A 26,339-nucleotide genomic window follows, 5' to 3' on the forward strand; every position below is an offset into this window, starting at 1 on the left:
AGGTGGATAACGAAATAGCAGGCATTGCGCTCTACTATTACAAATATTCAACATGGAAAGGCCCCAGCTTGTATCTTGAGGATCTGATCGTATCAGCAAATCATCGTAGAAAGGGAATTGGCAAAAAGCTCGTTTCAGCTTTAAAAGAAAAGGCTAAGAAAGAAAAAATGGGACGCTTTGAATGGCAGGTTCTCGATTGGAATGAATCAGCCATCAACTTTTACAAAAAGCTGGGAGCCGACTTTGATGGTGAATGGCTAAACGTTCAGTTGAAGTTGTAACAAACAAAAAAAGCCGTCAAATGACGGCTTAAAAGTGCGGGTGGAGGGAGTCGAACCCACACGCCTCGCGGCACTAGATCCTAAATCTAGCGTGTCTACCAATTCCACCACACCCGCATTGGTGTTGCGTGAACGGGCGGCAAAGATATAATTAATTTTAAATTGCAAAACTTTAATCACCTTCTCTAACTCAACTCAATCCTTATTTTTGCTCAACAAAACAATCAATACATGCTAAAAGTAGATCCTAAAAATACGGAAACAGCAAAATTGCACGGCTACATGCTGGGCGCTATTGCTCCACGACCCATCGCTTTTGCAAGTACAATTGACGAAGACGGGAATCCAAACCTGAGTCCGTTTTCTTTCTTTAATGCCTTTGGGTCTAATCCGCCAATCGCTATATTCTCACCTGCTCGCAGGGTACGCAACAACACAACCAAGCACACGCTCGAAAATGCAAAAGCAACCGGTGAAGTGGTGATCAACATTGTGAATTACCCGATCGTTGAGCAAATGAGCTTGTCGAGCACAGAGTACGGTGATGGTGTCAACGAGTTTGAAAAATCAGGACTTACTCCTATCAAATCTGAGTTGGTGAAACCTTTCAGAGTAAAAGAAAGTCCGGTTCAACTCGAGTGTAAAGTGAAAGACATCATTGAAACAGGAACTGAAGGCGGTGCCGGAAATTTAATCGTTTGTGAGATTGTGATGATCCACATCAACGAAGATGTGCTTGACGAAAACGGATCGATCGATCAACAGAAAATCGACCTCGTTGCGCGCATGGGCGGATCTTATTATTGCCGGGCAAGCGGAGATGCGCTCTTTGAAATACCAAAGCCATTGAGAAGTTTAGGCATCGGTGTCGATCAGATCCCTGAAGACATCCGCAACTCTACGGTTCTGACCGGAAATGACCTGGGAAGATTAGGCAATGTGGACGAACTTCCTGATGAAACAGAAGTGAACGATTACAAGCTCACTGAGTTGAGCGATCTTTTTGTTGACCTGCAAGATGATGCGCCTAAACTGGAACTCGAACTACATAAAATAGCTAAAGAATTGTTGAGCCAGGGAAAAGTTGAAGAAGCCTGGAAAACACTACTTACTTTTAACGACAGATAATTATGGATATTCACGGAAAAATCAAAGAAATATTTGACGCTCAGGAATTCAAGAGCGGATTTAAAAAACGCGAATTCGTTGTAACAACTCAGGAACAATATCCACAGGATATTAAGCTGGAATTGTATAACGACAAATGTGATATGATTGACGGACACCAAAAAGGCGAAGAAGTTACTGTTCACTTCAACCTTCGCGGAAACGAATACAACGGGCGCTATTTCGTCAATCTCAACGCGTGGAAAATTGAAAAGGCTGAGGCACAAGCCAAACAGGGCGGAGGACCATCAATGCCACCTCCACCACCTGAAAATGACGCAGCATTTGATGTTCCGGCAGATGATAATAACGATGATGATTTACCATTTTAAATAATGCACTTAACCGATCAATTTGCGCGATTATTTAAACGTTTACTCCCATCTCCGTTTGCTATCGCTGTTATTTTATCGGTAGTCACTTATTTGCTGGCTTTACTTTTCACCGATACCGGTGGAAAAAATGTTACAGAGGAGCAAGATCCTTACTGGATTGAACTCCTCTTTTTTTGGAAAGATGGTTTGTGGAATGGCGGACTCATGATCTTTGCCATGCAAATGATGTTGATCCTCGTTTTGGGGCACACATTGGCGTTGAGTAAACCCGTTTCAAAATTCATCGATCGGTTTTTAGGAGCTTGTAACACTACAGCGAAAGCTGCTTCGATCGTTGCATTTTTCACCATTTTAGTTGGATTGTTCAACTGGGGACTCGCCCTCATTTTTGGTGCTGTTTTCGCTCGTAAAGTTGCTGAGTACGCTCAGCGTAACCAGATCAGAATTAACTATCCCGTTGTGGGAGCTGCGGGCTACACCGGACTGCTCGTTTGGCACGGAGGATTTTCCGGTTCCTCACTCATCAAAGTTGCCGAGCCCGGTCATTTAAAGTCACTCGTGAGCGACAAGCTCGACTCTGCCATGCTGGCTAAAGTTCCGGAGAGCATCACCTTTCAGGAAACTGTTTTCGGGAATATGAACATCGTTGTTTCGCTCGCATTTCTGATCCTGGTTCCGGCTGTGTTGTACATTATTGGTCAGAACACGAAGCCGGAGCCGCTCAACCTCAAGATCTCCTACAAAGAGAGCGAACAGGAAATCATTGAAGGAGCCGAGCAGATTGATCATTCAAAATGGAGTGGAATTTTGTTTGGGGCAATTGTCTTGTTGACAGCAATTCTTATCCTTTTCAACCTCGACAATCCATTTAACTTTTTCACTCCCAACAACATCAACCTCCTTTTACTCGGGCTGGCACTTGTGATGCATCAATCTTTTCACAATTTCACTAAAGCTGTAGGAGATGCGATTAGTGGAGCGGCCGGAATCCTCATTCAATTCCCACTCTATTTTGGGATTATGGGCATCATGAAAGACTCGGGAATGGTAGCTGATATTTCCCAGTTTATCGCTAACAATGCCGGACCGGAGAGTTATCCGTTTTTCACTTTCATCAGTGCCGGACTCGTAAATGTGTTTGTGCCAAGCGGTGGAGGGCAATGGGCCATTCAGGGTCCGATTATTATTCAGGCTGCCCTCGATCTCGATATTACTTTTACAAAAGGCATCATGGCTATGGCTTATGGCGATCAGCTCACGAATATGTTACAGCCTTTTTGGGCACTTCCACTACTCGGCATTACCGGACTCAAAGCCAAACAAATCTTACCTTTTACGCTTATTTTAATGGTGGTTGGTTTTGTTATTTGCTCCGCAGCTATTTTCATTTTTTAAATTACCAGTCAGATCCCCTGAAAAGCGACAACACACTCACTGTTGCGAAATAAAAAGGATAAATCAAGCCGGATAAAAATGCTTTTCTGAAACAGAAAAACAATCCTTCATTTTTTGATACACTCTGGATGTAGAGTACGTCAATAAAAACTTTAAGCAAATTCGCTATTAAAAAAACTGATGGTAAATAACCTACAATTACTCCGAGGGTTGAAACGACAACAGTAAAATTCACCAAAAGAATAACAGCTCCTAAGATCGTAGTATGAAAAGGCATTTTACCTTTTGTTTTACTCACCCAGCGCGTTTTTTGCCGGAGGAGCTTTTTAACCGAGTTTACTGGCTGAGTGTAAACCGGACTGGCATTATCAAGCCACGAAATTGAATACCCTTTTGCGTAAAAATCATTCAGAAGGAAATAATCATCTCCGGATTTTTGATGCGTATGCGCATCGTATCCTCCAACATTCTGAAATGCTTTTTTACTAAAAATCAAATTTGCTCCGCTGGCAGAAATCGATTTGTTGATGTTGATTGTGGCTTTTGACAATCCCAGTAATACAATTGATTCGAAGTACTGAAAGTCGCTGAGGAGTGAACCATCATGGTTTGAAACTACAACCGGCCCGATGAGCATATCGCTTTTCTCAGCATCATCAATAGTCTCAAGCCAGTCTGAAGGCAAAACACAATCAGCATCAGTTGTGGCAATGTAATTTCCTTTTGCTTTTTCTATACCTGTTTGAAGTGCTTCTTTTTTTCCACTTCCGTTGTTGTCGATTATCGAGTAAGTAAAATTGAGCTTTAGCGAAAAAAGATCCCAGAAATCATCTTCTGAATGATCGTTGACAAAGATGAACTCTACATCAAAATCAGGATTCTTCAACTCGCAAATGGAATTCAAAAGTGCCGGCAGGTTTGACGCTTCGTTTTTGAATGGTACAATAACCGATAAGGAAACGGGTGTATTGTTAGGCTCTGACCGAAACGGAGATTTTCTTCTCAGTATTTTTAATACATAGAGCAGAACTGCTAAGTAAACAACGAAACTAACGATTTGGAGCGCCTGAAAGTACATTTTGGCGTAAAGGTAATACGTTTAGTTTCCTGAATAAGAGAAGTGCCAACCCAAAGAATGTTGGAGCTGCAATGTTTAGAAGCCAAATTGAAAAAGTTGAAGCCAATATTGGAGCTATTGAGTAGTTGAGCGCTCCCAAAATTAATACGGCTACAGATTCTCTAAGGCCAAGTTCAGCAAGGCTAAAGCTGGGAATTGTGGTAGTTAGCAAATAAATAACCGGAATTGAGACAAACGCATGAAAAAATGAGAAACCTGACTCAAAAGCAAAAATTAACAATGTGAACTGCAGACTAAATATGAAATAACGAAAAATGCTTAACGACAGCACGTGAATGAGTTGCAAATTGCTGTACTGCCCAAATGCTTCATTGTGTTTTGATAATTTCTTTCTCACCCATTTCCAGTTACTCACTAATTTAAAGACTGTTTTAAGGTTAAAATAACCGATCAAAATGAGAACCGGAGCAGATAAACTCAAGATAGACAACCCTAAACTCAATTCCTGGTCAATCACCACAAAATAAAAAGGCAAAGCTAAAAGCCCTATGATTAATGTAGTTGTGAGCTGTGCAGCTGATGTTAACAATGAATGAAATGCTCCATTTGTTCTGTTCTTTGGTGATAGGTAAAGTGTTCGACCGAGAGTTTCTCCAACTCTGTTAGGCAACATAGAACTGAATACGAGACCGTTTAAAGTAGCTCCAACTGCAGTTTTAAAACTGGTTTGATCAGTTTTTTTAAGGAGAATATGCCACTTCCAGGATTCAACGAGCCAATTGGCTGGAATCAGTAAAATAGAGACAAGAATAGCGAGAACCTGAAAACCGGAAAACTGGAAATCAAAGTTTACAGATTGTGCATTTTCACTAATGTGCCTTATTAAAAAGCCAACTGCCAACAGGAAAATAATTCCCTTAATCACGTTGTTTAGGGACAGAGTAGCTTTATATTTGGGGTAACTTGCGCACATAAAACATCAAAGATACTACATTGCAAAAAGCCGAGCAGATCATATTAGGAATAGATCCCGGAACGACTATTACTGGGTATGGAATTATCGTTGTTCGTGATAAGAAGATGGAACTTGTTCAAATGGGTGAAATTCATTTGACTAAGTTGAATAATCAGGCACAGAAACTTAAAAAGATTTTTGAACGAACGCTTAACTTAATCGATGAGTACCATCCTGATGAGCTGGCGATTGAAGCTCCTTTTTTCGGTAAGAATGTGCAGAGCATGTTGAAATTGGGCAGAGCCCAGGGTGTAGCAATAGCTGCTGCGGTTTACCGCGACATTCCCATGACGGAATACAGCCCCCGGAAAATTAAGCAGAGCATTACCGGATCTGGATCAGCATCAAAGGAGCAGGTTGCTAAAATGCTCCAAAAACTTTTGAAAATCGAAGAAGAAAAGATGCCCAAACACCTCGATGCAACTGATGGATTATCTGTAGCGGTTTGCCACCATTTCCAGGGTGGCGCTCAGGGATCTGACCAAAAGAAATACAAAGGATGGGGTTCCTTTATTAGTCAGAACCCCGGTAAGATTAAATAGCGTCAGTAATTTTTTGCTGTATCGCCTTAAATTCTTGTTCAGAGAAATCAATTTTAGGACGAGAAAAGTCAATGTCGTGAACCCCGTTGATCGGAATAAGATGGATGTGGGCATGCGGAACTTCGAGACCCACAACAGCAACGCCTACTCTTTCGCAATCGAAAACCTGATCCATTGCTTTTGCGATTTTTTGAGCGGTTAAGTGTAAGTGCGAGAGCGTTTCAGGATCGAGATCGAATATATAATCAACCTCTTTCTTGGGAACCACGAGTAAATGCCCTTCAGCGATAGGATTGATATCCAGAAAAGCAAAAGCTTTATCGTCTTCATAAACCTTGTAAGAAGGTAGCTCTCCGTTTATCAATTTAGAGAAAATACTGGCCATATCGATTAGTCTCTAGCGATTTCTACTACTTCAAATTTCACTTTACCGGTGGGGACCTCTACTTCAGCGATATCGCCAACTTCTTTTCCAAGCAGACCCTTTCCTATTGGAGAGTCAACTGAAATCTTCCCACTCTTCAAATCGGCTTCTTTAGGGGCAACGAGTTGATATTTCATTTTCTTTCCGTTCGCTGTATTTTTTATCGTAACGTAAGAAAGGATGAGCGCCTTAGAGTCATCGAGCTGGCTTTCATCCACAACTCTGGCATTGCTTATTGCTTCTTTGAGTTTGGCAATTTTAGCTTCGAGTAGACCCTGAGCTTCTTTTGCTGCATCGTATTCAGCATTCTCAGAGAGGTCTCCTTTATCTCTCGCATCAGCAATCTGCTGAGAAATCTTAGGTCGCTGAACTGACTCCATATCCTTTAGTTCCTCCTTCAACCTGGCTAAACCTTCAGCTGTATAATAGTTAACTTTACTCATGACAATAAGTTGTTTTACTTGTAATAAACAAACAAAAACCCGTGCTCTCGTTTGAGAGACGGGTTTTACAAAAATAAGAAAATTTATCTGCTATAAATCGAGTGTCAATCCGATAGAGTGAATACCATCGAAAGGGTTCGTATCGCGATAGCTATAATCGAGGTCTACAGACTTCCCTTCATCTCCTATTGGGAGTGCAACAGTGAATCCTGCTGTGGGACCAGTAGTTACATTTTGAGAAGCTTCACTATCGAATAGGTCTTCTTCGTAAGCGAGACCAAGACGCACCATGAACATTTCTTTAAGACCATATTCAACACCTAAGCTAAACTGATCTTTACCAAATGAGTTAGACATGAAGTTAAATGCACCAGTAATGCGGTGTTCGGCAACGAAGTCAGTCCCTGCTGAATCGGCAATATTCCCGAGTAAGAAATCATAACTGGCACCGAGATTCAAAACAGATGGAAGTTCATAGCCTTCAGTCCTTTGTTCTAGCGTAAACTGCTTTTCATCTAAGGTGTTAGTAAGCGATAAACCATCACCTTCATAATTCATCTTAGGCCCAATATTCTTGAGTGATATTCCAAACTTAAAGTTGTTATACTCTCCAGTAACATAGCGAATACCCGCGTCAAAGGCAACGCCTTGAGCTTTGGCATCAGCTACACCTTCTGTTACAGCTTTTACTGTAATTCCACCGTAAATGCTATTTGAAAATTCTCTGGCATAGGAAAGAGCGATGTGTCCAAAGGTAGGACGGTAAGTTCCCAGACCACCTTCAGGCTGATTTACAGTCGTTCTTTCAATTTCACCGAAATTCATGGTAACAACATTAACTCCAAGAACACTAGCCTGTCCAACTCTTTGCCCAAGGCCAATAGCATTTATTCCAATACCTGAAGACCCTAAGTAACGAGTGTGAGTAAAACCAACCTGAGTTTGATTCATAAATGCTAAACCAGATACGTTTCCATATATCGCATCAACACCTTCAACCGTAGCAAAGTTCGCATTACCAAATCCAGCACTTCTAGCCCATGGATTTAACAACAACTGAGTTGCGCCTGCAGCACCAATACGGTCTTCATTTCCGGCATGTGTTTGCGTTGAGAAAATAGTAAGGGCTGCAAAAATCACAGCTCCTACTATTTTATCACTATATCGTCTTTTCATATTTAAGTTATTTCCGTGTCGATTTATAAATAATTTCAACGCTCCCAATTTTAGAATGAGTCAAGGTCAACTGGACGCATAACTCCAAACCATTTCAATACTTTTTCTCCAACACCTGGAACGTTCACGTGAATTAGATACACACCACTAGCTATTGGAATTCTAGCATGGTTCTTCAGATCCCAGTCCAGTGAACTGATATTAGGATCATCTTTTGAGAACTCTCTAACAAGTATTCCATTCAATGTGTAAATCTTGATATTACAACGTTCTGGAAGATTGATAATCTTAACTCTGTTATCGAGTTTATCAACTTCGTAAGAGCTGTAAGCATAGTAAGGGTTTGGAACAACCTTAATCAATTCAAGAGCTTCTTCAGCAATGTTATTGACATTGGTTGTTGGTTCCATTCCTTCTACTGTAAACTCGTACAATGGCCTGCCAGCGTTTTCGGTTCTGACTACATTATCAACAGAATCGTTATCAGTAGTATGGAAGCCAGAAGTGACAGATTCAAGAACCTGTCCTGGGCCTTGACCAACAATTATGCTACCTCTTTGGTAGGTAGTTGAGTTTCCATCGACATCAGGATATTGAACAGGACCTTTTTCGACAAGATACTGAACTCCATTTTCAAGTTCCTGACCAATTGATAGTTTCTCTTTTGAAGAAAACAACTGGAACGACTCGTTTACGCGTAGTTTAACAGTTACATCACTACTCAGTAACTCCTGCCCCGGTTCTAACATTGGGATAGAAGTCCATGAACAAGCTCTGTAAACACTGATATAATCTCTTCTAAGGTCAGTAGAAGATTTACTATCAGGGTCTGACAGTTTTTCTATCATGAATCGACCTTCATCATATGCAGGCATTCTATATTCTGGCTGATTCAATGTTGCGTAATCAGGTGCAATATATTTATTTTCTTCTACTACATTATTTCTAAACACGTAGATATGATGCTTACCTCCAAACCTGATATTTGCATCCTGCTGGACACCCTGAGAAATGACAGAAGTTGGATTCCAAATCATATCAGCACCATTATCACTGGTTAGATAAGAATCCTCACCAAACGCCAGGTTAAGACGCTCTCCTGTTTGAACATCTATAGCGTAACCTGGGAACCATCCCATACCAGTTTCAGAGATATAGCCTGGACTATTAGGATCGTTGCTTGGACCTTGACTAGTGTCAGCTGGATTACCATCTTTATCAACAGATGGAGCTTTACGAGGAAATAACTTTGTTGCATTTCCCTGAGCTAGAGATGGGTCATCCTGAGTTTCTACCACAACACATCTAGTCCATTTTGATTTATCCGATGTAAAGTAAATATTCACATCATTCAGATACTGCAAAAATTGTCTAGGTCTAACTTCAGGGTCAATTGATGGTGCTCCAAACAACTGATTGTTAAAATTAGCAACATCATTTGCGCCTGGCGCGTGTGTATTCCAACCAGCTAATCTAAATGGCGCCCATGTACCTTCTAGTATTTGTTCATAGTCTTCTTCATCATCAACACCTGCCCCTTGAATTCCATCATCAAATGTGTAAGAATAATCCCAATAAGGATCCTGACCTTCTTCAACAGAGGTCCCAGACCTGATCCAATTGGTGTAAGTGTTAACATCGGTATCAGTAACACCTGTTAGCCATTCATTTTCATTATCAGAGAACTCAATTTCAGCTCCAATGTATCCATTATCCTCGGCTAAATCACCATTGATATCAGTTAATCCCGGATCTGTAACATCACCTAGAGTTATACCGATACCTGCTTCTGGAATTAATCTTTCTCCCAATACATTTACAGGATTTTGAAAAAACACGGTGTCTTCAAGAGTAGAACCAGTAACTGCTATAAAGGAAGACTCTCTAAAGTTGTATGTTGAATCTTTAAACTCAACTCTATATGTTCCATCTTTTACATTGAGAGGATCTACAACAGAAACCTCAATAGGGCTTCTTCCTGCTTCGTAAATTGGATTTTCAACTTTCCAGGGTTCTCCGCTCATAACAGCATCTTCAGATTCTGGAGTCAGGTCGAGGAAGTAACCTGAGTTACCAAGTCCTTCAATTCTCTTCACAGGCACACCATCTCCGTATTGAGCATTTAGTATTGTACCATCATTCCTTGGATCAACTTTGTGAGGAATCACAGTCGTAACTGGGATCGGACCGGAAGAAGACCTTCTTGAAGGAAGGTAAGGTTCTGTTTGTCCGTCTAAACCATCTGGAGTTTGCGAATAAGTCTTGTAATTATTATGACCATAAGCAATCACCATGAAATAATAAGTCTTGTGATTTACCAAACGATTGTCACCTTCAGCAAATGCATCAGTAGTAATGCGGAATGTTTTGCGAATACCTTCATTCTCTGCATTCTCAACTCTCGGTTGCGGAATTGCAGCATTTACATCCTGTGAAAATTCGTAATTGACTAGGTCAGTAACATCATCTTTCACATCACATTGAGCTACTAATCTTGCAAGATCATTATTGTAAAGATCAGAAGCCGATACAGAATTATCTTTAAGTTGGAATACCTGATAACCCTGGAACAAATACGATTGATACTCCAAAGCTAATCTTTCGTAATTCTCATCATTTTCTTCTGTAGAATTATCAGAAGGTTTTCCATATTTAGTACCATCTTCAGCTGTCAAAGTATCTGGTGGAATTAAAAATGGATCTGCCTCAGCATAAGATTCATTGTAGTTATTTGAAATTTGAGGATTATCAATTTTTAAAATAATCTCTCTATCTAACTCTGTAGTTGTTACTTCAGGAGCATCTGGCCCATCGAGTAATTGGAAGCAAGCATCAAACAAAGCCTGAGTTTTATCATCGTCAACTCTAAGTTTTTCAACAGATGCCTCAGCTCCACCTGAATTAGCTCTAGACCAAACAACACCAACTGTAATATTATTTACAGCACCAGGCGCAAGTCTAAAAGGTCCTGCAGATTGAACAAACCTTCTATCAAATGGCTGGTTTCCTGCAGTTACCTCAGTCCAAATTGGCTGAGGGTCGCCTCCTGTACCCCATCCTACAGGGTCAGAATCTCCGGGAAACATGTAATCAGCTTCAATATATGGAGGGCTAACACTTCCCTGATAGCCAGTTCCACCATACACCATTCTAGAATTATCTCTCCAAAAGCTTCTAAGGTAATTATAATATTCAGAGCCTCTCTCTGGATCTCCAGTATTACTTCGATCATTATTATGGTAGAGGAAAGCACGCATACCTAGTCTTTCGTTATCAGGTATTCCGTCACCATAACCAACACCTAAACCATCATAGGGGATACCATCGTCATCAATGGCACCTTGATAATCATTTAGGCAAAGACAGTTATCTTTTTGGTCGTTATCCTGAAATGGTCCCTGGAAGAAGTCAACACCAATAGCTGGTGGTTGAGTACCGTAACCAGTAGCCCCCTGGTTATCTTCATCATTCTCATCTCCATTATAAGCATACCCCATACCTCTCTGAACATCACAGCCAACATAATCATCCTGTGGGTTCCCTAAATCTGGGTCAACCCAAAAACCGAAATAAGTGTTTTGCAGTTCGAAAGAAGATCTATTCACTAGCTCATAGTTGTAAAAAGTCATGTTGTTGACCTCATCATTGGTAGCAAATGCAAATGCCTGCGCGCGGATTTCCATACCAATTGGGTCTGACTGTGATTCAGTGTGGATGTTTCCTTTGTCATTAAAGACCCACCAAAGATTTTGGTCACCATAGATATCAACGATTCTTTGCTCGCAATTCTCTACGTTTTCAAGATTATAACGTGGGTAATCACCATTTTGAGGATTGTAGTTCCCATCACCGTCAACATCATTAAATGGCGCTAAGTAGTAATCCTCATTATAAGGAGCATAGTCTCTACCATGAGCTGGCCAGTTCAAAATACTTTCAGGAATTTGATAATCTGGAAAGTTTTCTTGTTGCACTTCCGGCCCTTCTAAGCCAGCTTGATACCAGGCAACGAACCTTGCTACATCCTGACGGTAAGTTAAAAAGTGCTGATCATATTCTAAACAAGTTTCAGGTGTGATTTCAGCATCTGTAGTACTGAGTGGTCCAGTCCAAAAATCATTACCATTTGAACGAAACCTTTGAGCAGCAACCTTTAGTTGTCCTGATACATCCTGTCCACCAAGCCACAATGAACCCGCAAACAAGGCTGTTGGACCATTCCCATCTTCTGTTTTAGGAATCTCATATTTTGCCTGACCAACGAGATCCCACCACATATCGCCTCCTGTTTGGATCAATGCTCTAGTATTGTTAATGTTGAGCTCTTCAGATCCAGTCGGTGGAGTACAGTTAGCAGCTATATCAGAACTACTATTGTCTTTTTTCCCACTTGAATTCCTTTTGTCCATGTAAGGACCTTCCTTAGCTATTACACTAATAGAAGACCCCATGAGGAATAAAGAGAGAAGAAGGAGTTTTAATTTACTTTTCATAATCATATTTTTTTCACCCGTTCTCATAATTCTTAGAAACTTAGAATCACACCAATTCTTGCCCTTCTTGGTAATGCATAATTGTAATAATTGTTTACATTCATGAGGTATTGTTCAGTGAATGCCTGGGTATCAATTCTTGCATCAATACTTTGAGCAAACCTAGGATCATTCAGGTAACCATCATCATCAGGAGTGCCTGTTGCTCTGTATACATTAATTATGTTTTGAGTATTAAGCACATTCAAAACCCATAGGTAAACATTGAGATTTAACTCTTTATTATTTTCACCAACTTTAAGCTTAATATCTCTATCGAGTCTGGCATCAACTCTAAATTGCCATGGTAAACGTGATCCATTGATACTACCGTCAATAATTGGTGATCCCCCTCCTGAAATAAGTCCGTTTCCTGTTGGCACTTGTTGTTTAGAGTAAGGAGTACCTGATCCAAGATTAAACTGGAAGTTTGCACCCGTATTTTTAAGTATTGGTTTATCGAATACAATTGGACCATTGTAATCTTTGCCAGAACCGTAACGGTAATCTACAGTTGCAACGATAGCATGTCTTTGGTCATAACTCAAAGGAGTTGTACTTCTAATATTTTGCTTACCTGCACGAATGAGGTTTGCAGCAGATGTTTGAGTAGAACCTGTACCTTCAGCAAATTGAAGTGTATATGCAGCTCTCAACTTAAGATTTTTAGTTCTTCTCAAATCATAAGAGAACGTAAGTCCTTTAACTGTTCCAAAGTCAATGTTACCAAAAGTTGTGTACGTTTTGGGAAATGCTTGTTGACGACCAATCAACTGAATTTGATTTCTCATTTCTCGGTAGAAAGCTTCGATCGTCATAGCAGAACTCTTACTCAGAGTTTGCTTAAACCCTACTGAGTAGTCGATAGTTTGCTCTGGTTGAAGTGCCGGGTTATTAATTCTCTGAGCACTTGTTCTCTGCTCGAGGAAATAATAATCCAATGGATTCAATCTGTTCCCGCCTGGACGTTTAGTCAGCACATCATAGTGAGCAAAGAAAAGAGCCTCTTCACTAATTGGGAAAGAGAAAGAGATCCTTGGCATCACATTCAATTGAGGCTCATAATCCTCAAAAGATGATGAATTAATGTCATTAGATGAAGTGCTTTGCTTATCTACTAATAATGGAGCTACATTACCTGATGTAGTTTGAAGGCTAGATCCATCTGCTAATTCAGCACCCTGAGCATCAAACCATGTTTCCTCATTACGGTAACCAACAATTGAAGAAGGATCTTCAACATTGTCAACGTAAACTACATAATCATCTCCGATGTTACCCGGAACAGTATATTCTCCCATTGACTCAGCAAGTGACTGAACTTCCTGTTCTCCTGCTCTAACAGTAGGGAATAAAACATAAGGGTCAACAAGGTTAGATTGATTCGCATCGTAGCGGTCAATACGCAAACCTACGTTGAATACGAGATCGTCAAATGCAAACTTATCCTGAATCCAACCTGCTACATACGTAGGGCGGAATGAAGGAATTGGACGAGTATAGTTTCCATACTCATCAGTTTCATTAAAGAAATCATCAATGCTGGGATTATCATTGATTTTGTTACCATATGCATCATAACCATGATATGAAACTAACTCAGAACCGTTATTCAACAATTCATTAGCTGAGAAATATTCAACCTCCATATCCTCTGGTGATAATGAGTTGAAATCAATAAAGTCATTACCATCAGGGTCTAAACCAAGGCTCTGGCGAAGATTATAATCGAAGAATGACTGGTTGTCGTTATTAACCTCCCCTGCATACTCACCTGGCGAAGCATTTTGTCTTTCAAAGTTGATAATTGGTGTTGAATTAGAATATCCAATTATTTCACCTACATCAGTATTCAACTGATCCAGGTGACTATTGGTTCTCAAACGACCAATGAACCACATTCCTGCGGGAGCCATACCGTAAGAACGATCAATTCGTTGTTCATATTCAAATCCCAAGCTTATGTTATGGTTTTTAATGTCAGCTGAACCTGTTGCACTCAATCGAAATTGGTTTCTCTGGTTCTTTGTGTAAGAGTTAAAAGGAGTAGCATGGCTGTCCCATACGTCATTAACACTAATGGCGTTGCTTCCTGTAAGATCTCCATTAACAAAACCTCCGTTTTGACGAATGTTATTATAAGAACGAAGGAAGAAGTTTTCTGCAGAGGAATATGGCCTCAATGTACTGTTTTCAGGGTTATAAATCAGTGATCCTCCCTGATTATCTCCAGAAAAATCTGAAGCTAATTCTTTATCAAAAACAGGATCTCCATTTTCATCATATCCCTGCCATCCAAAGAGCTCGTAATAAGTACTGGTAAATTCAGCTGCTCCACTATTAATATTAGATGGGCTAAACCCAATTAATGTATCAGTGAATGTGCTTTGTAAGTAAGCACGTCCAGACCAAAGTAAACTATCGGGGTTTGAACGAGAGTACACCTGAGCATCCTCTGTCAACTCATAAGTTCTAGCTTGCTCAGTTTCAAATTGGCCATAATAACCGTAATTCCAAAGATTATCTTGATGATTTGCATCCCATCTTCTAAAGTTGTTCTGGCTATAATCTGCCTGAACAGTGTAGTAAGCGTTTTTAACTACACTCTCATTATCTTCATCAGAACTGTTATTGAATCGTTGAGTAAAACGACCAAAGACCCTCCATGTTGAAGTAGTCTCTTCGGGGTATTGATCATAATTAAAAAGAGAATAATCATAATCAAAAACTTTTCGTTGCTGCCACTCATAACTACCGCCAAAAGTCAAATTAGTAGTTTCTCCTGTATTAAAGTCTAATTTACCATTAACTACAAAACGGTTTTGATCGTTATTTGGTCGAGTTCTTACTTTTTCGAAATTGTTTAATCTAAGAAAATCAGCATTTTGAAAAGCTCCGGTTCCCTGCGTAGCATAACGCAAAGGATCCTGTCGCAATTCAGCTAGAGCCTGATCTTTCACTTTCCAGGAACCTGTAATTGATGGTCGTTGATCTTGAGTAGATTGTACGTTACCAGAAAGGAAGAAACCTACTAAAGGCTCCGTTTTCTCTCCTGAAGAATCTTTTTTCATAATAAGTGGTCCAGAAACGCTACCCTCAAAAAGATTGTAACCAAATTTATCTAATCCGTAAACCTCATCACCGATTTTATAACCTGATGTAATGTATTCAACACTACCAAAGTAATTCTTTGATGGACCTCGAGTAGTAATACTAATAACACCACCTGTAACGTCACCATATTGAGCAGGCAATCCTCCAGTAATAACTGAAACCTCCTCAATGGCACTTTGTGGCAGGTTATTAGATCCACGAACCTTAATCCCATCAATAAAGTAATAGTTAGCATCAGAACGCGCACCGCGAATATTTAGATCTCCAGAACCATCATCCTGAGAATATACACCGCCTACTGTTTGTGCTAACCCAGTAGCACCACGTGTTGGCATTTTATCAATATCTTCTTTAGTAATGGTTGTTGTAGCAGATGTATTATCTTTCTCAATCAACGGTACTTTATAGTCAACAACCTCAAATTCTTCCAGGTTTTCAACTGAAGATGATAGTTTAACATCAACAAAAGAAATTTTACCAGAGTTAATTTTAATCCCCTGAATAGCTTTTGACTGATACCCAACGAAAGAAGCCTTTAAAGTGTAGGTTCCCGGCTCTACAGGCTTAATGTTATACTTACCATCCATGTCTGTTGACGTACCCGCCTGCTGCACACCATTCCTCTCTAAAACAATGTTTGCAAAAGGAATTGGCTCTCCTGTTTTTTCATCTAATAACTTACCCTGGATTGACCCCTGTCCAGTTTGCGCAAGCATAACTGTCTGACTCACCAGAATAACTACTACCGTTAAAAGTAACTTTCTTAACATATTTTAAGGTTTAATAACGTGAATTTTGTTCTTCCTCAACGTTTTAAAAAGGCGCGTAAAGATATATAAAACTCAAAGCCAAATACAAATCAATTCACTAAAGCTAACTCCAGCACTTTGATTAACAGCTTTATAAAAAACAAATACGCTTATTTAAAAGGCAAACAAAAACTCACTTTTGTTATTTTTCAACTACTGCTAAATACAGAATAAAGGTCGCGAATTTAAGGTCTCTTAACAAGTGACAAAGTGATTTCGGTAGAAAAAATTTCGTATTCGGGCTTTTTTTAACATTAACTGATCATTTTATCCATCAAATCGTGCTTCCTTCTTCGAGATACTTCCAGCTGTGTACCGTCTTTTAAGATGATAAAACCTCCTCTACCTTTATGGTACTCTTTGATAAAATTAATATTAACTAAATGTGAACGATGAACTCGAACAAAGCTCTTTTGCATCAACATCTCCTCAAAATGTTTAATCCCTTTTGAAAATGTTCCCTTATCACCTTCATCGGTAAATACATTTGTATAGTTACCTGTTCCTTCAAACCTGATTATTTCATCTATACTCACGAGCTTAACTCCATCATGAATTGGAACAGCGAGCTTTTTCACATCACGATCAGATCCAGCGTTCACATCTAAAGCCTGCTCTTTTTGGCTCTGACCGTTACGGATTTTCTCAACTGATTCAATTAATTCGTCAATATCAATAGGCTTGAGTAGATAATCAGTTGCCGAGTATCGAAATGCTTTCACTGCATACTCGTCATGAGCAGTAACGAATATTACATTGTACCAGTCATCTTTGAGCTTTTCCAGCAAATCAAATCCTGTTGCTGTATTCATCTCAATGTCGAGAAAGATGATATCAGGATCGTAGTCGTCAATTGCTTTTGAAGCTTCAGTAATGTTGCTGCACTTTTTTACTATTTGAAGCTTTTCAACATACTCCTTGATCAAGTTTTCTAAATTATCACGAGCCTTTTCCTCGTCATCAACTAATATACATGTCAGTGTTTTCATGGTCAATTATGGGTATTTTCAATATTATTAGTGTTCCCGATGAATCCTCATCTTTTAAATCGACAATTTCAATATCGAGTCTTGTTTTGTACAAGACTGATAATGTGTCAACCCGCTCATTCATGATATCCATCGCTGCAGATTTATGGGTTGAATGTACTTGTTTTTTTGATGCTTCACTCAGTCCGATTCCATTATCTTCAACTCTACATACAAGGTATTCATTCTCGTTTTTCAATGTGACTTTTATTTTTCCTTTATAATCCACGTCTTTAAAGGCATGAATTACGGCATTCTCCACGAAGGGCTGAATTAATATTGGTGGGATCAATGTTTGACGTGGATCTACTCCTTCATCAATATTCAAATCAAAATCAAACTTGTTTGGAAAACGTAACTGCTCTAATTGAACATACAGTTTCAATGCTTCAAGATCTGATTGAAGCGAAATAGCTGTTTGTCTTGAGTTTTCAAGGGTTTTACGCATTAATAATGCAAACTTACTGAGGTAATAATTGGCCTCTCGCTTTTCATTGCTATTGATGAAATGCTGAATACTATTCATCGAATTAAAGATGAAATGCGGATTCATTTGCGAACGAAGAGCCTGCAGCTTGAGGTTATCAAGCTTTCTCTCTAATTTGGACTTCCTCTTAATTTTATTCACTCTAACCTGATAAAACGAAAACAGTATCAATACAACTAAACCTGTTCCTGATATTCTGAACCAGGTAGTTTGCCAAAAAGGTTTTTCTACTGTGAAACTGAATGATTTGGGTTCTTCATTCCAAACTCCGGTATTATTGGAACTCAACACTTTGAAAGTGTATCGCCCCGGTGGCAAATTGTTGTAAGTAGCCTCTCTTTTATCTGTAACCGGAGACCACTCACTATACCCTTCAAGTTTTATTCGGTAGCGTACTTTCTCAGGGTTGGTCAATGATATACCATTGTACTGGAAACTGATTGTATTTTGATCATGAGGTAAATGAACTCCATTGATAATATTGGTGTCTTTGTAAAAAAGCTCAATATCTGTAATTTGAAGTTTTGGCTCTTTCCTGTTTTCCTGTAACCTGGATGGATCTAAACGCATGAGTCCGTTTACGGTTCCCAGCCAAACATTTTGATTCTCATCTATGAATAAGCCATTGGCATTTGACTCAACACCAACAAACCCTTCATTAATTCCATAAGCTGCAAAATGGATCTGATCGAATTCATAATAATCCTCAAGGTTGATTTTGTTCACTCCCTGGTTTGAACCGATCCAAAGGTTATTAGACTCATCAATATCAAGCGTATATATAAGGTTTGAACTGAGCCCGTTTTCCGTACTATACCTTTTGGCTGTTCGGTTCTGAATGTCATAATGATAGACACCATCAAATGAAGAAACCCACAAATTATTTTTAAAATCTCTTACAATAGCAATATGCTGAGAAAAGGGAATACCGGTGATTTCATTTCCATCTAACAACTCTCCATTTCTATAATGTAATAAACCTCCCTCAAAAGTTCCTATCCACAGGGTTGAATCCTCAGTGTTAACTATATCCCAAACATTGTATTTTTTAGTAGTATCTCTAAAAAGCCATCTTATACTATCCTTTTCAAACTTTGCTACTCCCGATCTACTCCCTATTAATGTTCCATAGCCATTAACATCCTGAATACTGTAAGCGGGAATTTGGCCGTTTTTGACTCGTTTGAAGACACCTTTCTCCCTAACAACAAAGCCATTCAGTGTTCCTATGAGCAGGCTATCTCCTTTTGCATGAATGCTCCTCACTCTATTGTTAGGCAATCCATGATAAACTGAGTAACCGGTAAAATTTCTTCCATTGTATTTATACACTCCTTCACTCTCAGTAGCTACCCATATATTCCCTCTTGAATCAGCCTCAATTCCATATATAAAATTACTCCTCAAACCATCTTTGTAGGAAAAGTGCTCAAACGCATTCCCTACAGATTTATAAAGACCAAAATCAGTTCCCACCCATGTGTTATTTTCATAATCAGTAAAAAATGTTTTAACATGGTTGCTTCCGGGGTGATCATCGATCAACAACAAACTCACCTTATCTCCTTTAATTTGATTGAGCCCCAACTCTGTAGATACCCACAAAACGTTTGAGTCTTTTTGTACAATATTGCTCACTGTACTGCCTAGCAAGCCGTTTACCACACCAAAGGTCTCGAGGCTCTCACCATCAGTTGTGCTGTGCAGCCCATGGTCAGATCCAAAATAGAGCTTATCCCCCACTATCTCAAATGCGTGAACCCTGGCTCTGAATTGACTGGAAAACGATACAGGTAAAAGGCTGTCATTCTCATTCACTTTTAACAGTCCACGGTCAGAGCCGACCCAAAGAGCATCTCTGTACCACGAACCCACCCGAAGTCTCATATCAGTGCCTGCGTGTATTGTATCAATCGGATTTTCACCATTCAAAACAGTAATTGAACCTGGGTGTATGATATAGGCGGCATCATTGACCAATACAATATCCCGTACTGCTAACTCGCTGAGGCCGTCATTAATATCAATGTTTATCGCTGAATCATTTACAATTCGCGAAACACCTTTAGTTGTTCCTACCCAAATTGATTCTCCATCATTCTTGAGAACAGAAACATTGGAATGAATAATTTCATTTTTGAGTTGAGGAGTTTCAAAAGACAAGCCATCATACCTGGCAATTCCCGCATAACCACCAAGCCAAAGTGTTCCATCAGATGCTTGTGTCATGCTGTTCACCTTGATGAAAGGCAAGCCATCTTCAACATTGTACGATTTAAAATAATAGGATTGAGCTCTCAGGTTCAGGGAAAAGAACGAGAGCAAAAAAAGGATTGACAGATAATATTTTGGTCTATTGATCAGAATTTAGGCCTATTCAAAATTGCATCATAAATTACTGCATTTTTTATATCAAAGTCAATACCATCAAGAGGATGATTCTTTCGAGCATTTCTCCTTTTAGCCAATTTCAAAGCACTTTGCTGCTTGTGAAAGTCCATTTTCGTATCGGCCGATGCAATTTCTTTACGACTTCGTTGACGCAATTCTTCAGCTTTTTTGCTGACATCGTTATCTTTTACCAGTTCTGATAACGGTCTCCTCGAGTCGCTTACATTCGTTTGAGAACTCTCCATTGCCGGCTCGGGCTCCGGTTCTGATTGTTGATGAGTAACTGGCTCAGGCTTTCTTCGGTCATCCCGTTGCCCGCCATCAGGGTCGAGTTCGTCTAAAAAGTTGGTAATAAAATCAGAGCCTGAGGATTTTTCATTCTCAGCCCCCTTTTTCTTCTTTTTTCCCAAAAACCCAAATATCAAGCTAATGGCGAGAAAAATGAGATAAAAATAATTGCTAATGTCTTCCATGATCAATGTCTCCTAAACCAGCGCTTCCAAAAAGGCACTTTGCGTTTTCCTTTTTTCATTCTTTCAGATCGCCTTTTAGAGCGTTTCATCCGCTTTTTGGTTTCTTTACTTTGCAGTTCTCTATGCCGCTCTTTCAGCTCTTCACGGACTTCTTTTTGTTTTTCTTTTTTTTCCTTAGCCTTTTCTTCAGCGTACTTTTCTTTATCTTTTGGTATCTTCGTTTTCTTTTTATCCTGAGCCTGAACAGCTGTGGTTCCTGCCAATAAAAATAGCACAACTAACGTTTGTAAAAAGCGTTTTACCATAAAAACATTTTTTATGAAGTACGCAGGCTATGCGGTACGTGTTTGGTTAATAGCATTTATCCTGCTTTTCAGCCAAACCAAATGTAATAAAAACGAACAGAGTACGAACATACCTCGTGTTCGGGTTAACCTGAGAATCAATGTCAACAACCCTGCAAATTTTGATCTCCAGGCAACCGGAGGCTGGGAGTATTACTCGGGCGGAAGTCGTGGAATCCTGATTTACAGACAGGGTCCAAATGAATTCAATGCCTATGATCGTCATTCTCCTTACAAGCCTGATGATGGATGTCAGGTGTTTGTTGACTCAACAAATATTGCTGCTGAAGATCCGTGCAGCGGATCAAGGTTTTCAATTTATGACGGCTCTGTTCAAAAAGGACCTGCTACTCAACCGCTCAAGCAATACAAAACTAATTTTGACGGAACTTATCTGGATGTTTACAACTAAAAAAGGCCATCCAAAACCGGACGGCCTGTTTCAATGAAGATGTTTTGATTTTATTCCTGCATCTGCTGTGCTTCAGCATCAAAGTGAATGGTCACTTCTTTACCTAACATTCCGGGAGCTGGCTGATAACCGAGATCGTAATCATTTCGGTCGATAGTCAACTCGCCTTCAAAGCCAGATACCATCAAGCCTTCTTTGTAGGGAGACTCCTCAACACCTGCAAAAGTAAACGGAAGATCAACTTCACGAGTAACACCACGCATGCTCAATTCTCCGTGAGCTACATAACCAACAGCAGTTTTTTCAACATCACTTGAGCTAAACTTGATCGTTGGGTATTTCTCAACATGAAAGAAATCCTCACCTCTCAAATGCTTATCGCGTTTTTCATTTCGTGTATTGATTGAAGCAGCATCAATCATGATATCGATATTACTATTTCTTATATCACTTCCTACTTCAAAAGATCCGCTTACATCACCAAAGTTTCCTTTAGATGTTGACAACAGGTGCCTGATTTCAAAATCGATGTATGTGTGATCACCATCAATTGCCCACAGGCCTGATACTTTAGAAAGATCTTTTGAAGCTTCTTTAGCTTCCATTTCTTTAATCTCTTCCTCGATGTAAGCCTCTTCACTGTTTGTGATTCCTTCACCGTGGGCTTCGCCTCCACCGTAAACCTGACCTAAGATTGGTGCAATTACCAGTCCGACAAGACATGTCAACTTAATCAAAATATTCATTGACGGACCGGAAGTATCTTTAAATGGGTCGCCAACTGTATCACCTGTAACGGCTGCTTTGTGCGCTTCAGAACCTTTGTAAGTCATTTCCCCATCGATTTCAACTCCGGCTTCAAATGATTTTTTGGCGTTGTCCCATGCTCCACCGGCATTGTTTTGGAAAATTGCCCAAAGAACACCAGAAACAGCAACACCTGCCATGTAAGCACCAAGTGGCTCCGGACCCATAGCAAATCCAATTACAATCGGAATAAAAATTGTCATTGCTCCAGGGAGCATCATTTCGCGAAGAGCAGCCTGAGTTGAAATATCAACACATTTACCATACTCCGGTTGTGCTTTTGATTCCATAATACCAGGAATCTCTTTGAATTGTCTTCTAACTTCTTTCACCATTTCCATGGCCGCTTTACCAACAGATTTCATAGCAAGAGCTGAAAATACCACAGGTACCATTCCACCAACGAAAAGCGCAGCGAGAACATTTGCTTTAAAAATGTTGATACCGTCAATTCCGGTAAATGTTACATAAGCTGCAAAAAGTCCTAAAGCGGTCAGAGCCGCAGATGCAATGGCAAAACCTTTACCAATTGCTGCAGTCGTGTTACCAACAGAATCCAGGATATCAGTTCGTGTTCTAACTTCTTCCGGTAATTCAGACATCTCGGCAATACCTCCGGCATTATCCGCGATCGGACCAAAAGCATCAATTGCTAATTGCATTGCTGTTGTTGCCATCATTGCAGATGCTGCAATCGCAACTCCATAGAAACCTGCAAGTGTGTAAGCGCCCCAAATTGCACCGGCAAACAACAGAACTGATGAAAATGTGGAGATCATCCCCACGCCAAGACCAGCAATTATGTTTGTTGCCGCTCCTGTTGATGAGTTCTGAACGATACTCATAACAGGTTTTTTGCCGAGACCTGTGTAATATTCAGTGAAATATGAAATAGCTCCACCCACAACAAGACCTACTAAAACAGCATAAAAAACATTCATGCTATCAACCTCTGAAACACCCATTCCAAAGAAGTTCATAGTTAGTGTATCGGGGAGCATCCAGGCGATAAGGAAATAAGCTGCTACAGCAGTTAAGATAATTGAAGACCAGTTACCGCGATTCAACGCAGCCTGAACCTCAGATTCTTTAGCATCATTACTCTTGATTTTGATGAACAGTGTTCCAATTATAGAAAAGATCAATCCTACACCTGCAATTGCTACGGGAAGTAAAATTGGGCCAATGCCATTAAAAGCATCGTTGATACTCCCTCCCATATCGGTGATCACGTAATTACCGAGTACCATTGCAGCCAGCATTGTTGCCACGTAAGATCCAAAAAGATCAGCTCCCATACCGGCAACATCACCAACATTGTCACCAACGTTATCAGCGATAGTAGCCGGATTTCGTGGATCGTCTTCAGGAATTCCGGCTTCAACTTTACCAACGAGATCGGCTCCAACATCAGCCGCTTTTGTGTAAATCCCTCCACCAACACGAGCGAATAACGCGATAGATTCTGCACCTAATGAAAATCCGGCAAGCGCCTCCAGTACAACCGTCATGTCGTGAGTGTTTGTCCACGTACCGCCCATGAACCAGGCAAATAGTATTGAGAACAAAAAGCTGAGTCCAAATACTGCCAACCCTGCTACACCAAGTCCCATAACAGTTCCGCCAGAAAACGAAACTTTCAATGCTTTAGGCAAACTAGTCCTGGCAGCCTGTGTGGTTCTCACATTGGCTGCAGTTGCAACACGCATTCCTATGTTTCCGGCTACTGCACTAAAAACTGCTCCAATCACAAACGCAACTACGATGAACCAATGCGTTGTGGGAACCAGAAAGGAAATGAGTCCGAGTAGAGCCCCGGCAACAATCACAAAAATGGTCAGAACCCGATATTCAGCACTGAGGAAGGCGAGCGCTCCCTCTCTGATAAATGCTGCGAGTTCTTTCATTCGCGCCCCTCCTGAGTCCTGCTTATTGACCCATTTTCTCAAAAAGACCATGTAGATAAGCGCTACTACTCCAAAAAGCGGTAATAGGTATACTAGATTTTCCATATCATTTAACTTTTGAAATAATGTTTATTTAATTAAAGGTTTAGGTTCTGAAAATTTCAAAAGTCTCAAATATAGAATAAAATAAAGAGATGCTTTTAGAACTGTTTTTAAACGAAAAAAGGCTGAATCCATTAGGAAACAGCCTTCATTTATCTAAATATTCTATTTTTACCTTAAATCAAGTACTTCGATTTTTTTGCTGCTTTCACAACATCTTCAACTCCCGGAAGAGCTTCATCGATGAGTTCTTTAGCAAATGCAAATGGCGTATCAGCCTGTGTCAATCTGCGGATTGGAGCATCGAGATAATCGAATGCCTGACTCTGAACGACATAAGAAATTTCAGTTGAAATTGAAGCCATCGGCCAGCTCTCTTCCAAAATCACGAGTCTATTCGTTTTCTTGATTGACTGTATAATTGTTTCGTAGTCCAATGGTCGAATTGTTCTCAAATCGATCACCTCAGCACTAACGCCTTCTTTTTCGAGTTCTTCAGCCGCCTGGAGAGCCACCTTCATGATTTTTCCAAAAGAAACGATTGTTACATCAGATCCTTCTTTCTTCACATCAGCTTTCCCGATCGGAACCAAATACTCGCTATCAGGCACTTCTCCTTTATCACCGTACATTTTCTCACTTTCCATGAAAACAATAGGGTCATCATCACGAATAGCTGACTTCAATAGTCCTTTAGCATCGTACGGATTACTCGGAGTAATCACTTTAAGACCCGGTATGTGGGCGTAAATTGATTCAAAAGCCTGCGAGTGTGTAGCAGCGAGCTGTCCTGCCTGCCCATTTGGACCTCTAAACACGATTGGCACATTGTACTGTCCACCACTCATTTGAAGCATTTTAGCAGCAGAGTTAATCACCTGATCGGCTGCGAGAATAGCAAAGTTCCAGGTCATAAACTCGACAATTGGGCGCAATCCGTTCATTGCTGCTCCAACACCAATACCCGCAAAACCGAGTTCTGAAATTGGTGTATCGATGACTCTTTTAGAGCCAAATTCATCGAGCATACCTTGAGATGCTTTGTAAGCTCCGTTATATTCGGCTACTTCTTCACCCATGAGGAAGACGTTCTCGTCTTTTCTCATTTCCTCTGTCATGGCTTCTTTTATAGCCTCTCTGAATTGGATTTCTCTCATTATTCGTAATATTTCAAGTGGCGCAAATGTAAAAAATAAACCCTTCAGCAACAATCTTGTTTAAACAAGTAAAGTAGTTCTTATGCATGCATACTTTTTATGGTGTCAGTTTTTAGACTGCGCTTAATTTGGTTAGTTTTGTAATCGCTTTGATTTTTACCGTTAAAACAATTAACAATGAAAATATTAGTAGGAATTAGCAAAGCTCCTGATACAACTACGAAAATCAAATTCACAAATGACAATAAAGAGTTTGATGAATCAGGAGTTCAGTATATCGTAAACCCTTATGATGAGTGGTACGCACTCGTTAGAGGTATTGAAGTTAAAGAAGCACAGGGAGGATCAGTTACAACGATCACTGTTGGGAAGGAAGATGTGGATCCGATCATTAGAAAAGCACTTGCAGTTGGCGCTGATGATGCTGTACGTATTGATTCAGAACCTAAAGACGCTTATCACGTAGCTTCACAAATAGCAAATTACGCCAAAGAAAATGATTACGACATGGTTCTTTTAGGAAAAGAAACCATCAACTATAACGGAAGTCAGGTTGGCGGAATGGTTGCTGAAATCATGGATCTACCATACATTTCAAATGCATCTAAAATGGATTTAGATGGCAACAAAGCAACTATCGTAAGAGATATACAGGGCGGTAAAGAAACACTTGAAGTTGAAACTCCATTTGTTTTAAGTGCTGCTAAAGGTATGGCTGAGCAACGCATTCCAAATATGCGTGGGATCATGGCTGCCAGAAGTAAAAAACTCGAAGTTGTGGAACCGGTTGACGCTGAGGAATTGACTGAAGTTGTTTCTTATGCACTTCCACCTGAAAAAGGTGATGTGAAGCTGGTTGACCCGGAAAATGTTGAAGAGTTGGTAGAATTATTACACAAAGAAGCTAAAGTAATTTAATC

At 40.0% G+C, this 26,339-nt stretch carries 20 protein-coding genes and 1 tRNA gene; 7 read left to right on the top strand and 14 right to left on the bottom strand.

The window, feature by feature from the left end:
• The coding region (locus tag RI557_RS03440; RefSeq protein ID WP_310682153.1) for a GNAT family N-acetyltransferase at positions 1-281 on the top strand (281 nt) is incomplete at its 5' end.
• 35 nt (positions 282-316) lie between these two features.
• Here the strand turns inward: RI557_RS03440 and RI557_RS03445 are convergent.
• Positions 317-398: transfer RNA gene (locus tag RI557_RS03445), tRNA-Leu, on the bottom strand.
• Positions 399-512: 114 nt separating this feature from the next.
• On the opposite strand from RI557_RS03445, the gene RI557_RS03450 reads away from it, so the two are divergent.
• The 3 genes from RI557_RS03450 to RI557_RS03460 are packed head-to-tail and all read left to right on the top strand — an operon-like array spanning position 513 to position 3,178.
• Entirely contained in the window at positions 513-1,409 is an 897-nt protein-coding gene (locus tag RI557_RS03450; RefSeq protein WP_151168658.1) for a flavin reductase family protein, read from the top strand.
• 2 nt (positions 1,410-1,411) lie between these two features.
• The gene (locus RI557_RS03455) at positions 1,412-1,780 is read left to right on the top strand and encodes a DUF3127 domain-containing protein (RefSeq protein ID WP_151168656.1); all 369 of its coding nucleotides are present in this window, start codon (positions 1,412-1,414) and stop codon (positions 1,778-1,780) included.
• Positions 1,781-1,783: 3 nt separating this feature from the next.
• Positions 1,784-3,178, top strand: coding sequence for a TIGR00366 family protein (locus RI557_RS03460; protein ID WP_310682155.1), 1,395 nt, complete (start codon positions 1,784-1,786; stop codon positions 3,176-3,178).
• A gap of 1 nt (position 3,179) precedes the next feature.
• Here RI557_RS03460 and RI557_RS03465 read toward each other — a convergent pair whose 3' ends face one another.
• Together RI557_RS03465 and RI557_RS03470 are read right to left on the bottom strand one after the other, a co-directional pair.
• Positions 3,180-4,256: a glycosyltransferase gene (locus RI557_RS03465; RefSeq protein ID WP_310682157.1), complete on the bottom strand. Its 1,077-nt coding sequence runs from the start codon at positions 4,254-4,256 to the stop codon at positions 3,180-3,182.
• Positions 4,228-5,181, bottom strand: coding sequence for a lysylphosphatidylglycerol synthase domain-containing protein (locus RI557_RS03470; RefSeq protein ID WP_310667163.1), 954 nt, complete (start codon positions 5,179-5,181; stop codon positions 4,228-4,230). The genes RI557_RS03465 and RI557_RS03470 overlap by 29 nt, the downstream gene beginning before the upstream one ends.
• Before the next feature lie 68 nt (positions 5,182-5,249).
• Here RI557_RS03470 and ruvC point away from each other — a divergent pair, with 68 nt between their 5' ends.
• The gene (gene ruvC / locus RI557_RS03475) at positions 5,250-5,813 is read left to right on the top strand and encodes a crossover junction endodeoxyribonuclease RuvC (RefSeq protein ID WP_310667162.1); all 564 of its coding nucleotides are present in this window, start codon (positions 5,250-5,252) and stop codon (positions 5,811-5,813) included.
• On the opposite strand, the gene RI557_RS03480 is transcribed toward ruvC, so the two are convergent.
• From RI557_RS03480 to RI557_RS03520, 9 genes are all read right to left on the bottom strand, one after another.
• Positions 5,806-6,198: an HIT family protein gene (locus RI557_RS03480; protein WP_310667161.1), complete on the bottom strand. Its 393-nt coding sequence runs from the start codon at positions 6,196-6,198 to the stop codon at positions 5,806-5,808. The genes ruvC and RI557_RS03480 overlap by 8 nt on opposite strands.
• Positions 6,199-6,203: 5 nt before the next feature.
• A complete protein-coding gene (greA, locus tag RI557_RS03485; RefSeq protein ID WP_310667160.1) occupies positions 6,204-6,680 on the bottom strand; it encodes a transcription elongation factor GreA in 477 nt (158 codons plus the stop codon).
• 90 nt (positions 6,681-6,770) lie between these two features.
• A complete protein-coding gene (locus RI557_RS03490) occupies positions 6,771-7,856 on the bottom strand; it encodes a PorV/PorQ family protein (RefSeq protein ID WP_310667159.1) in 1,086 nt (361 codons plus the stop codon).
• Positions 7,857-7,906: 50 nt separating this feature from the next.
• Positions 7,907-12,349 (bottom strand): T9SS C-terminal target domain-containing protein, encoded by a 4,443-nt coding sequence (locus RI557_RS03495; RefSeq protein ID WP_310682159.1) that lies wholly within the window; start codon positions 12,347-12,349, stop codon positions 7,907-7,909.
• A gap of 32 nt (positions 12,350-12,381) precedes the next feature.
• Complete coding sequence (locus tag RI557_RS03500) at positions 12,382-16,272, bottom strand: carboxypeptidase-like regulatory domain-containing protein (RefSeq protein WP_310682161.1); 3,891 nt, start codon at positions 16,270-16,272, stop codon at positions 12,382-12,384.
• A gap of 293 nt (positions 16,273-16,565) precedes the next feature.
• Complete coding sequence (locus RI557_RS03505; RefSeq protein ID WP_310667156.1) at positions 16,566-17,300, bottom strand: response regulator; 735 nt, start codon at positions 17,298-17,300, stop codon at positions 16,566-16,568.
• Positions 17,272-20,151, bottom strand: coding sequence for a two-component regulator propeller domain-containing protein (locus RI557_RS03510; RefSeq protein WP_310682163.1), 2,880 nt, complete (start codon positions 20,149-20,151; stop codon positions 17,272-17,274). The genes RI557_RS03505 and RI557_RS03510 overlap by 29 nt, the downstream gene beginning before the upstream one ends.
• Before the next feature lie 35 nt (positions 20,152-20,186).
• Positions 20,187-20,690: a hypothetical protein gene (locus RI557_RS03515; protein ID WP_310667153.1), complete on the bottom strand. Its 504-nt coding sequence runs from the start codon at positions 20,688-20,690 to the stop codon at positions 20,187-20,189.
• A 2-nt stretch (positions 20,691-20,692) separates the two neighbouring features.
• Positions 20,693-20,995 (bottom strand): hypothetical protein, encoded by a 303-nt coding sequence (locus tag RI557_RS03520; RefSeq protein ID WP_310667152.1) that lies wholly within the window; start codon positions 20,993-20,995, stop codon positions 20,693-20,695.
• 13 nt (positions 20,996-21,008) lie between these two features.
• Here RI557_RS03520 and RI557_RS03525 point away from each other — a divergent pair, with 13 nt between their 5' ends.
• Positions 21,009-21,446 (top strand): hypothetical protein, encoded by a 438-nt coding sequence (locus RI557_RS03525; protein WP_310667151.1) that lies wholly within the window; start codon positions 21,009-21,011, stop codon positions 21,444-21,446.
• A gap of 50 nt (positions 21,447-21,496) precedes the next feature.
• Here RI557_RS03525 and RI557_RS03530 read toward each other — a convergent pair whose 3' ends face one another.
• Together RI557_RS03530 and RI557_RS03535 are read right to left on the bottom strand one after the other, a co-directional pair.
• Positions 21,497-24,265 (bottom strand): sodium-translocating pyrophosphatase, encoded by a 2,769-nt coding sequence (locus RI557_RS03530; RefSeq protein WP_310667150.1) that lies wholly within the window; start codon positions 24,263-24,265, stop codon positions 21,497-21,499.
• Positions 24,266-24,438: 173 nt separating this feature from the next.
• Positions 24,439-25,419 carry a pyruvate dehydrogenase complex E1 component subunit beta gene (locus RI557_RS03535; protein WP_310667149.1) on the bottom strand — a complete coding sequence of 327 codons (981 nt, stop codon included), beginning with the start codon at positions 25,417-25,419 and terminating at the stop codon, positions 24,439-24,441.
• 177 nt (positions 25,420-25,596) lie between these two features.
• On the opposite strand from RI557_RS03535, the gene RI557_RS03540 reads away from it, so the two are divergent.
• Positions 25,597-26,337, top strand: coding sequence for an electron transfer flavoprotein subunit beta/FixA family protein (locus tag RI557_RS03540; RefSeq protein WP_310667148.1), 741 nt, complete (start codon positions 25,597-25,599; stop codon positions 26,335-26,337).
• The last annotated feature ends 2 nt before the right edge of the window (positions 26,338-26,339 follow it).

The sequence above is a fragment of the Salibacter sp. genome, assembly GCF_031581065.1.
Lineage (GTDB): Bacteria > Bacteroidota > Bacteroidia > Flavobacteriales_G > Salibacteraceae > Salibacter.

Excerpts from the sequence above, each read along its gene's own strand:
- RI557_RS03515 (WP_310667153.1), bottom strand. The coding sequence starts at position 20,690 with ATGGAAGACATTAGCAATTATTTTTATCTCATTTTTCTCGCCATTAGC.
- RI557_RS03500 (WP_310682161.1), bottom strand. The coding sequence starts at position 16,272 with ATGTTAAGAAAGTTACTTTTAACGGTAGTAGTTATTCTGGTGAGTCAG.
- RI557_RS03465 (WP_310682157.1), bottom strand. The coding sequence starts at position 4,256 with ATGTACTTTCAGGCGCTCCAAATCGTTAGTTTCGTTGTTTACTTAGCA.
- RI557_RS03530 (WP_310667150.1), bottom strand. The coding sequence starts at position 24,265 with ATGGAAAATCTAGTATACCTATTACCGCTTTTTGGAGTAGTAGCGCTT.
- RI557_RS03455 (WP_151168656.1), top strand. The coding sequence starts at position 1,412 with ATGGATATTCACGGAAAAATCAAAGAAATATTTGACGCTCAGGAATTC.
- RI557_RS03480 (WP_310667161.1), bottom strand. The coding sequence starts at position 6,198 with ATGGCCAGTATTTTCTCTAAATTGATAAACGGAGAGCTACCTTCTTAC.
- RI557_RS03450 (WP_151168658.1), top strand. The coding sequence starts at position 513 with ATGCTAAAAGTAGATCCTAAAAATACGGAAACAGCAAAATTGCACGGC.
- RI557_RS03540 (WP_310667148.1), top strand. The coding sequence starts at position 25,597 with ATGAAAATATTAGTAGGAATTAGCAAAGCTCCTGATACAACTACGAAA.
- RI557_RS03535 (WP_310667149.1), bottom strand. The coding sequence starts at position 25,419 with ATGAGAGAAATCCAATTCAGAGAGGCTATAAAAGAAGCCATGACAGAG.
- RI557_RS03460 (WP_310682155.1), top strand. The coding sequence starts at position 1,784 with ATGCACTTAACCGATCAATTTGCGCGATTATTTAAACGTTTACTCCCA.
- RI557_RS03520 (WP_310667152.1), bottom strand. The coding sequence starts at position 20,995 with ATGGTAAAACGCTTTTTACAAACGTTAGTTGTGCTATTTTTATTGGCA.
- RI557_RS03505 (WP_310667156.1), bottom strand. The coding sequence starts at position 17,300 with ATGAAAACACTGACATGTATATTAGTTGATGACGAGGAAAAGGCTCGT.
- RI557_RS03495 (WP_310682159.1), bottom strand. The coding sequence starts at position 12,349 with ATGAAAAGTAAATTAAAACTCCTTCTTCTCTCTTTATTCCTCATGGGG.
- greA (WP_310667160.1), bottom strand. The coding sequence starts at position 6,680 with ATGAGTAAAGTTAACTATTATACAGCTGAAGGTTTAGCCAGGTTGAAG.
- RI557_RS03525 (WP_310667151.1), top strand. The coding sequence starts at position 21,009 with ATGAAGTACGCAGGCTATGCGGTACGTGTTTGGTTAATAGCATTTATC.
- RI557_RS03490 (WP_310667159.1), bottom strand. The coding sequence starts at position 7,856 with ATGAAAAGACGATATAGTGATAAAATAGTAGGAGCTGTGATTTTTGCA.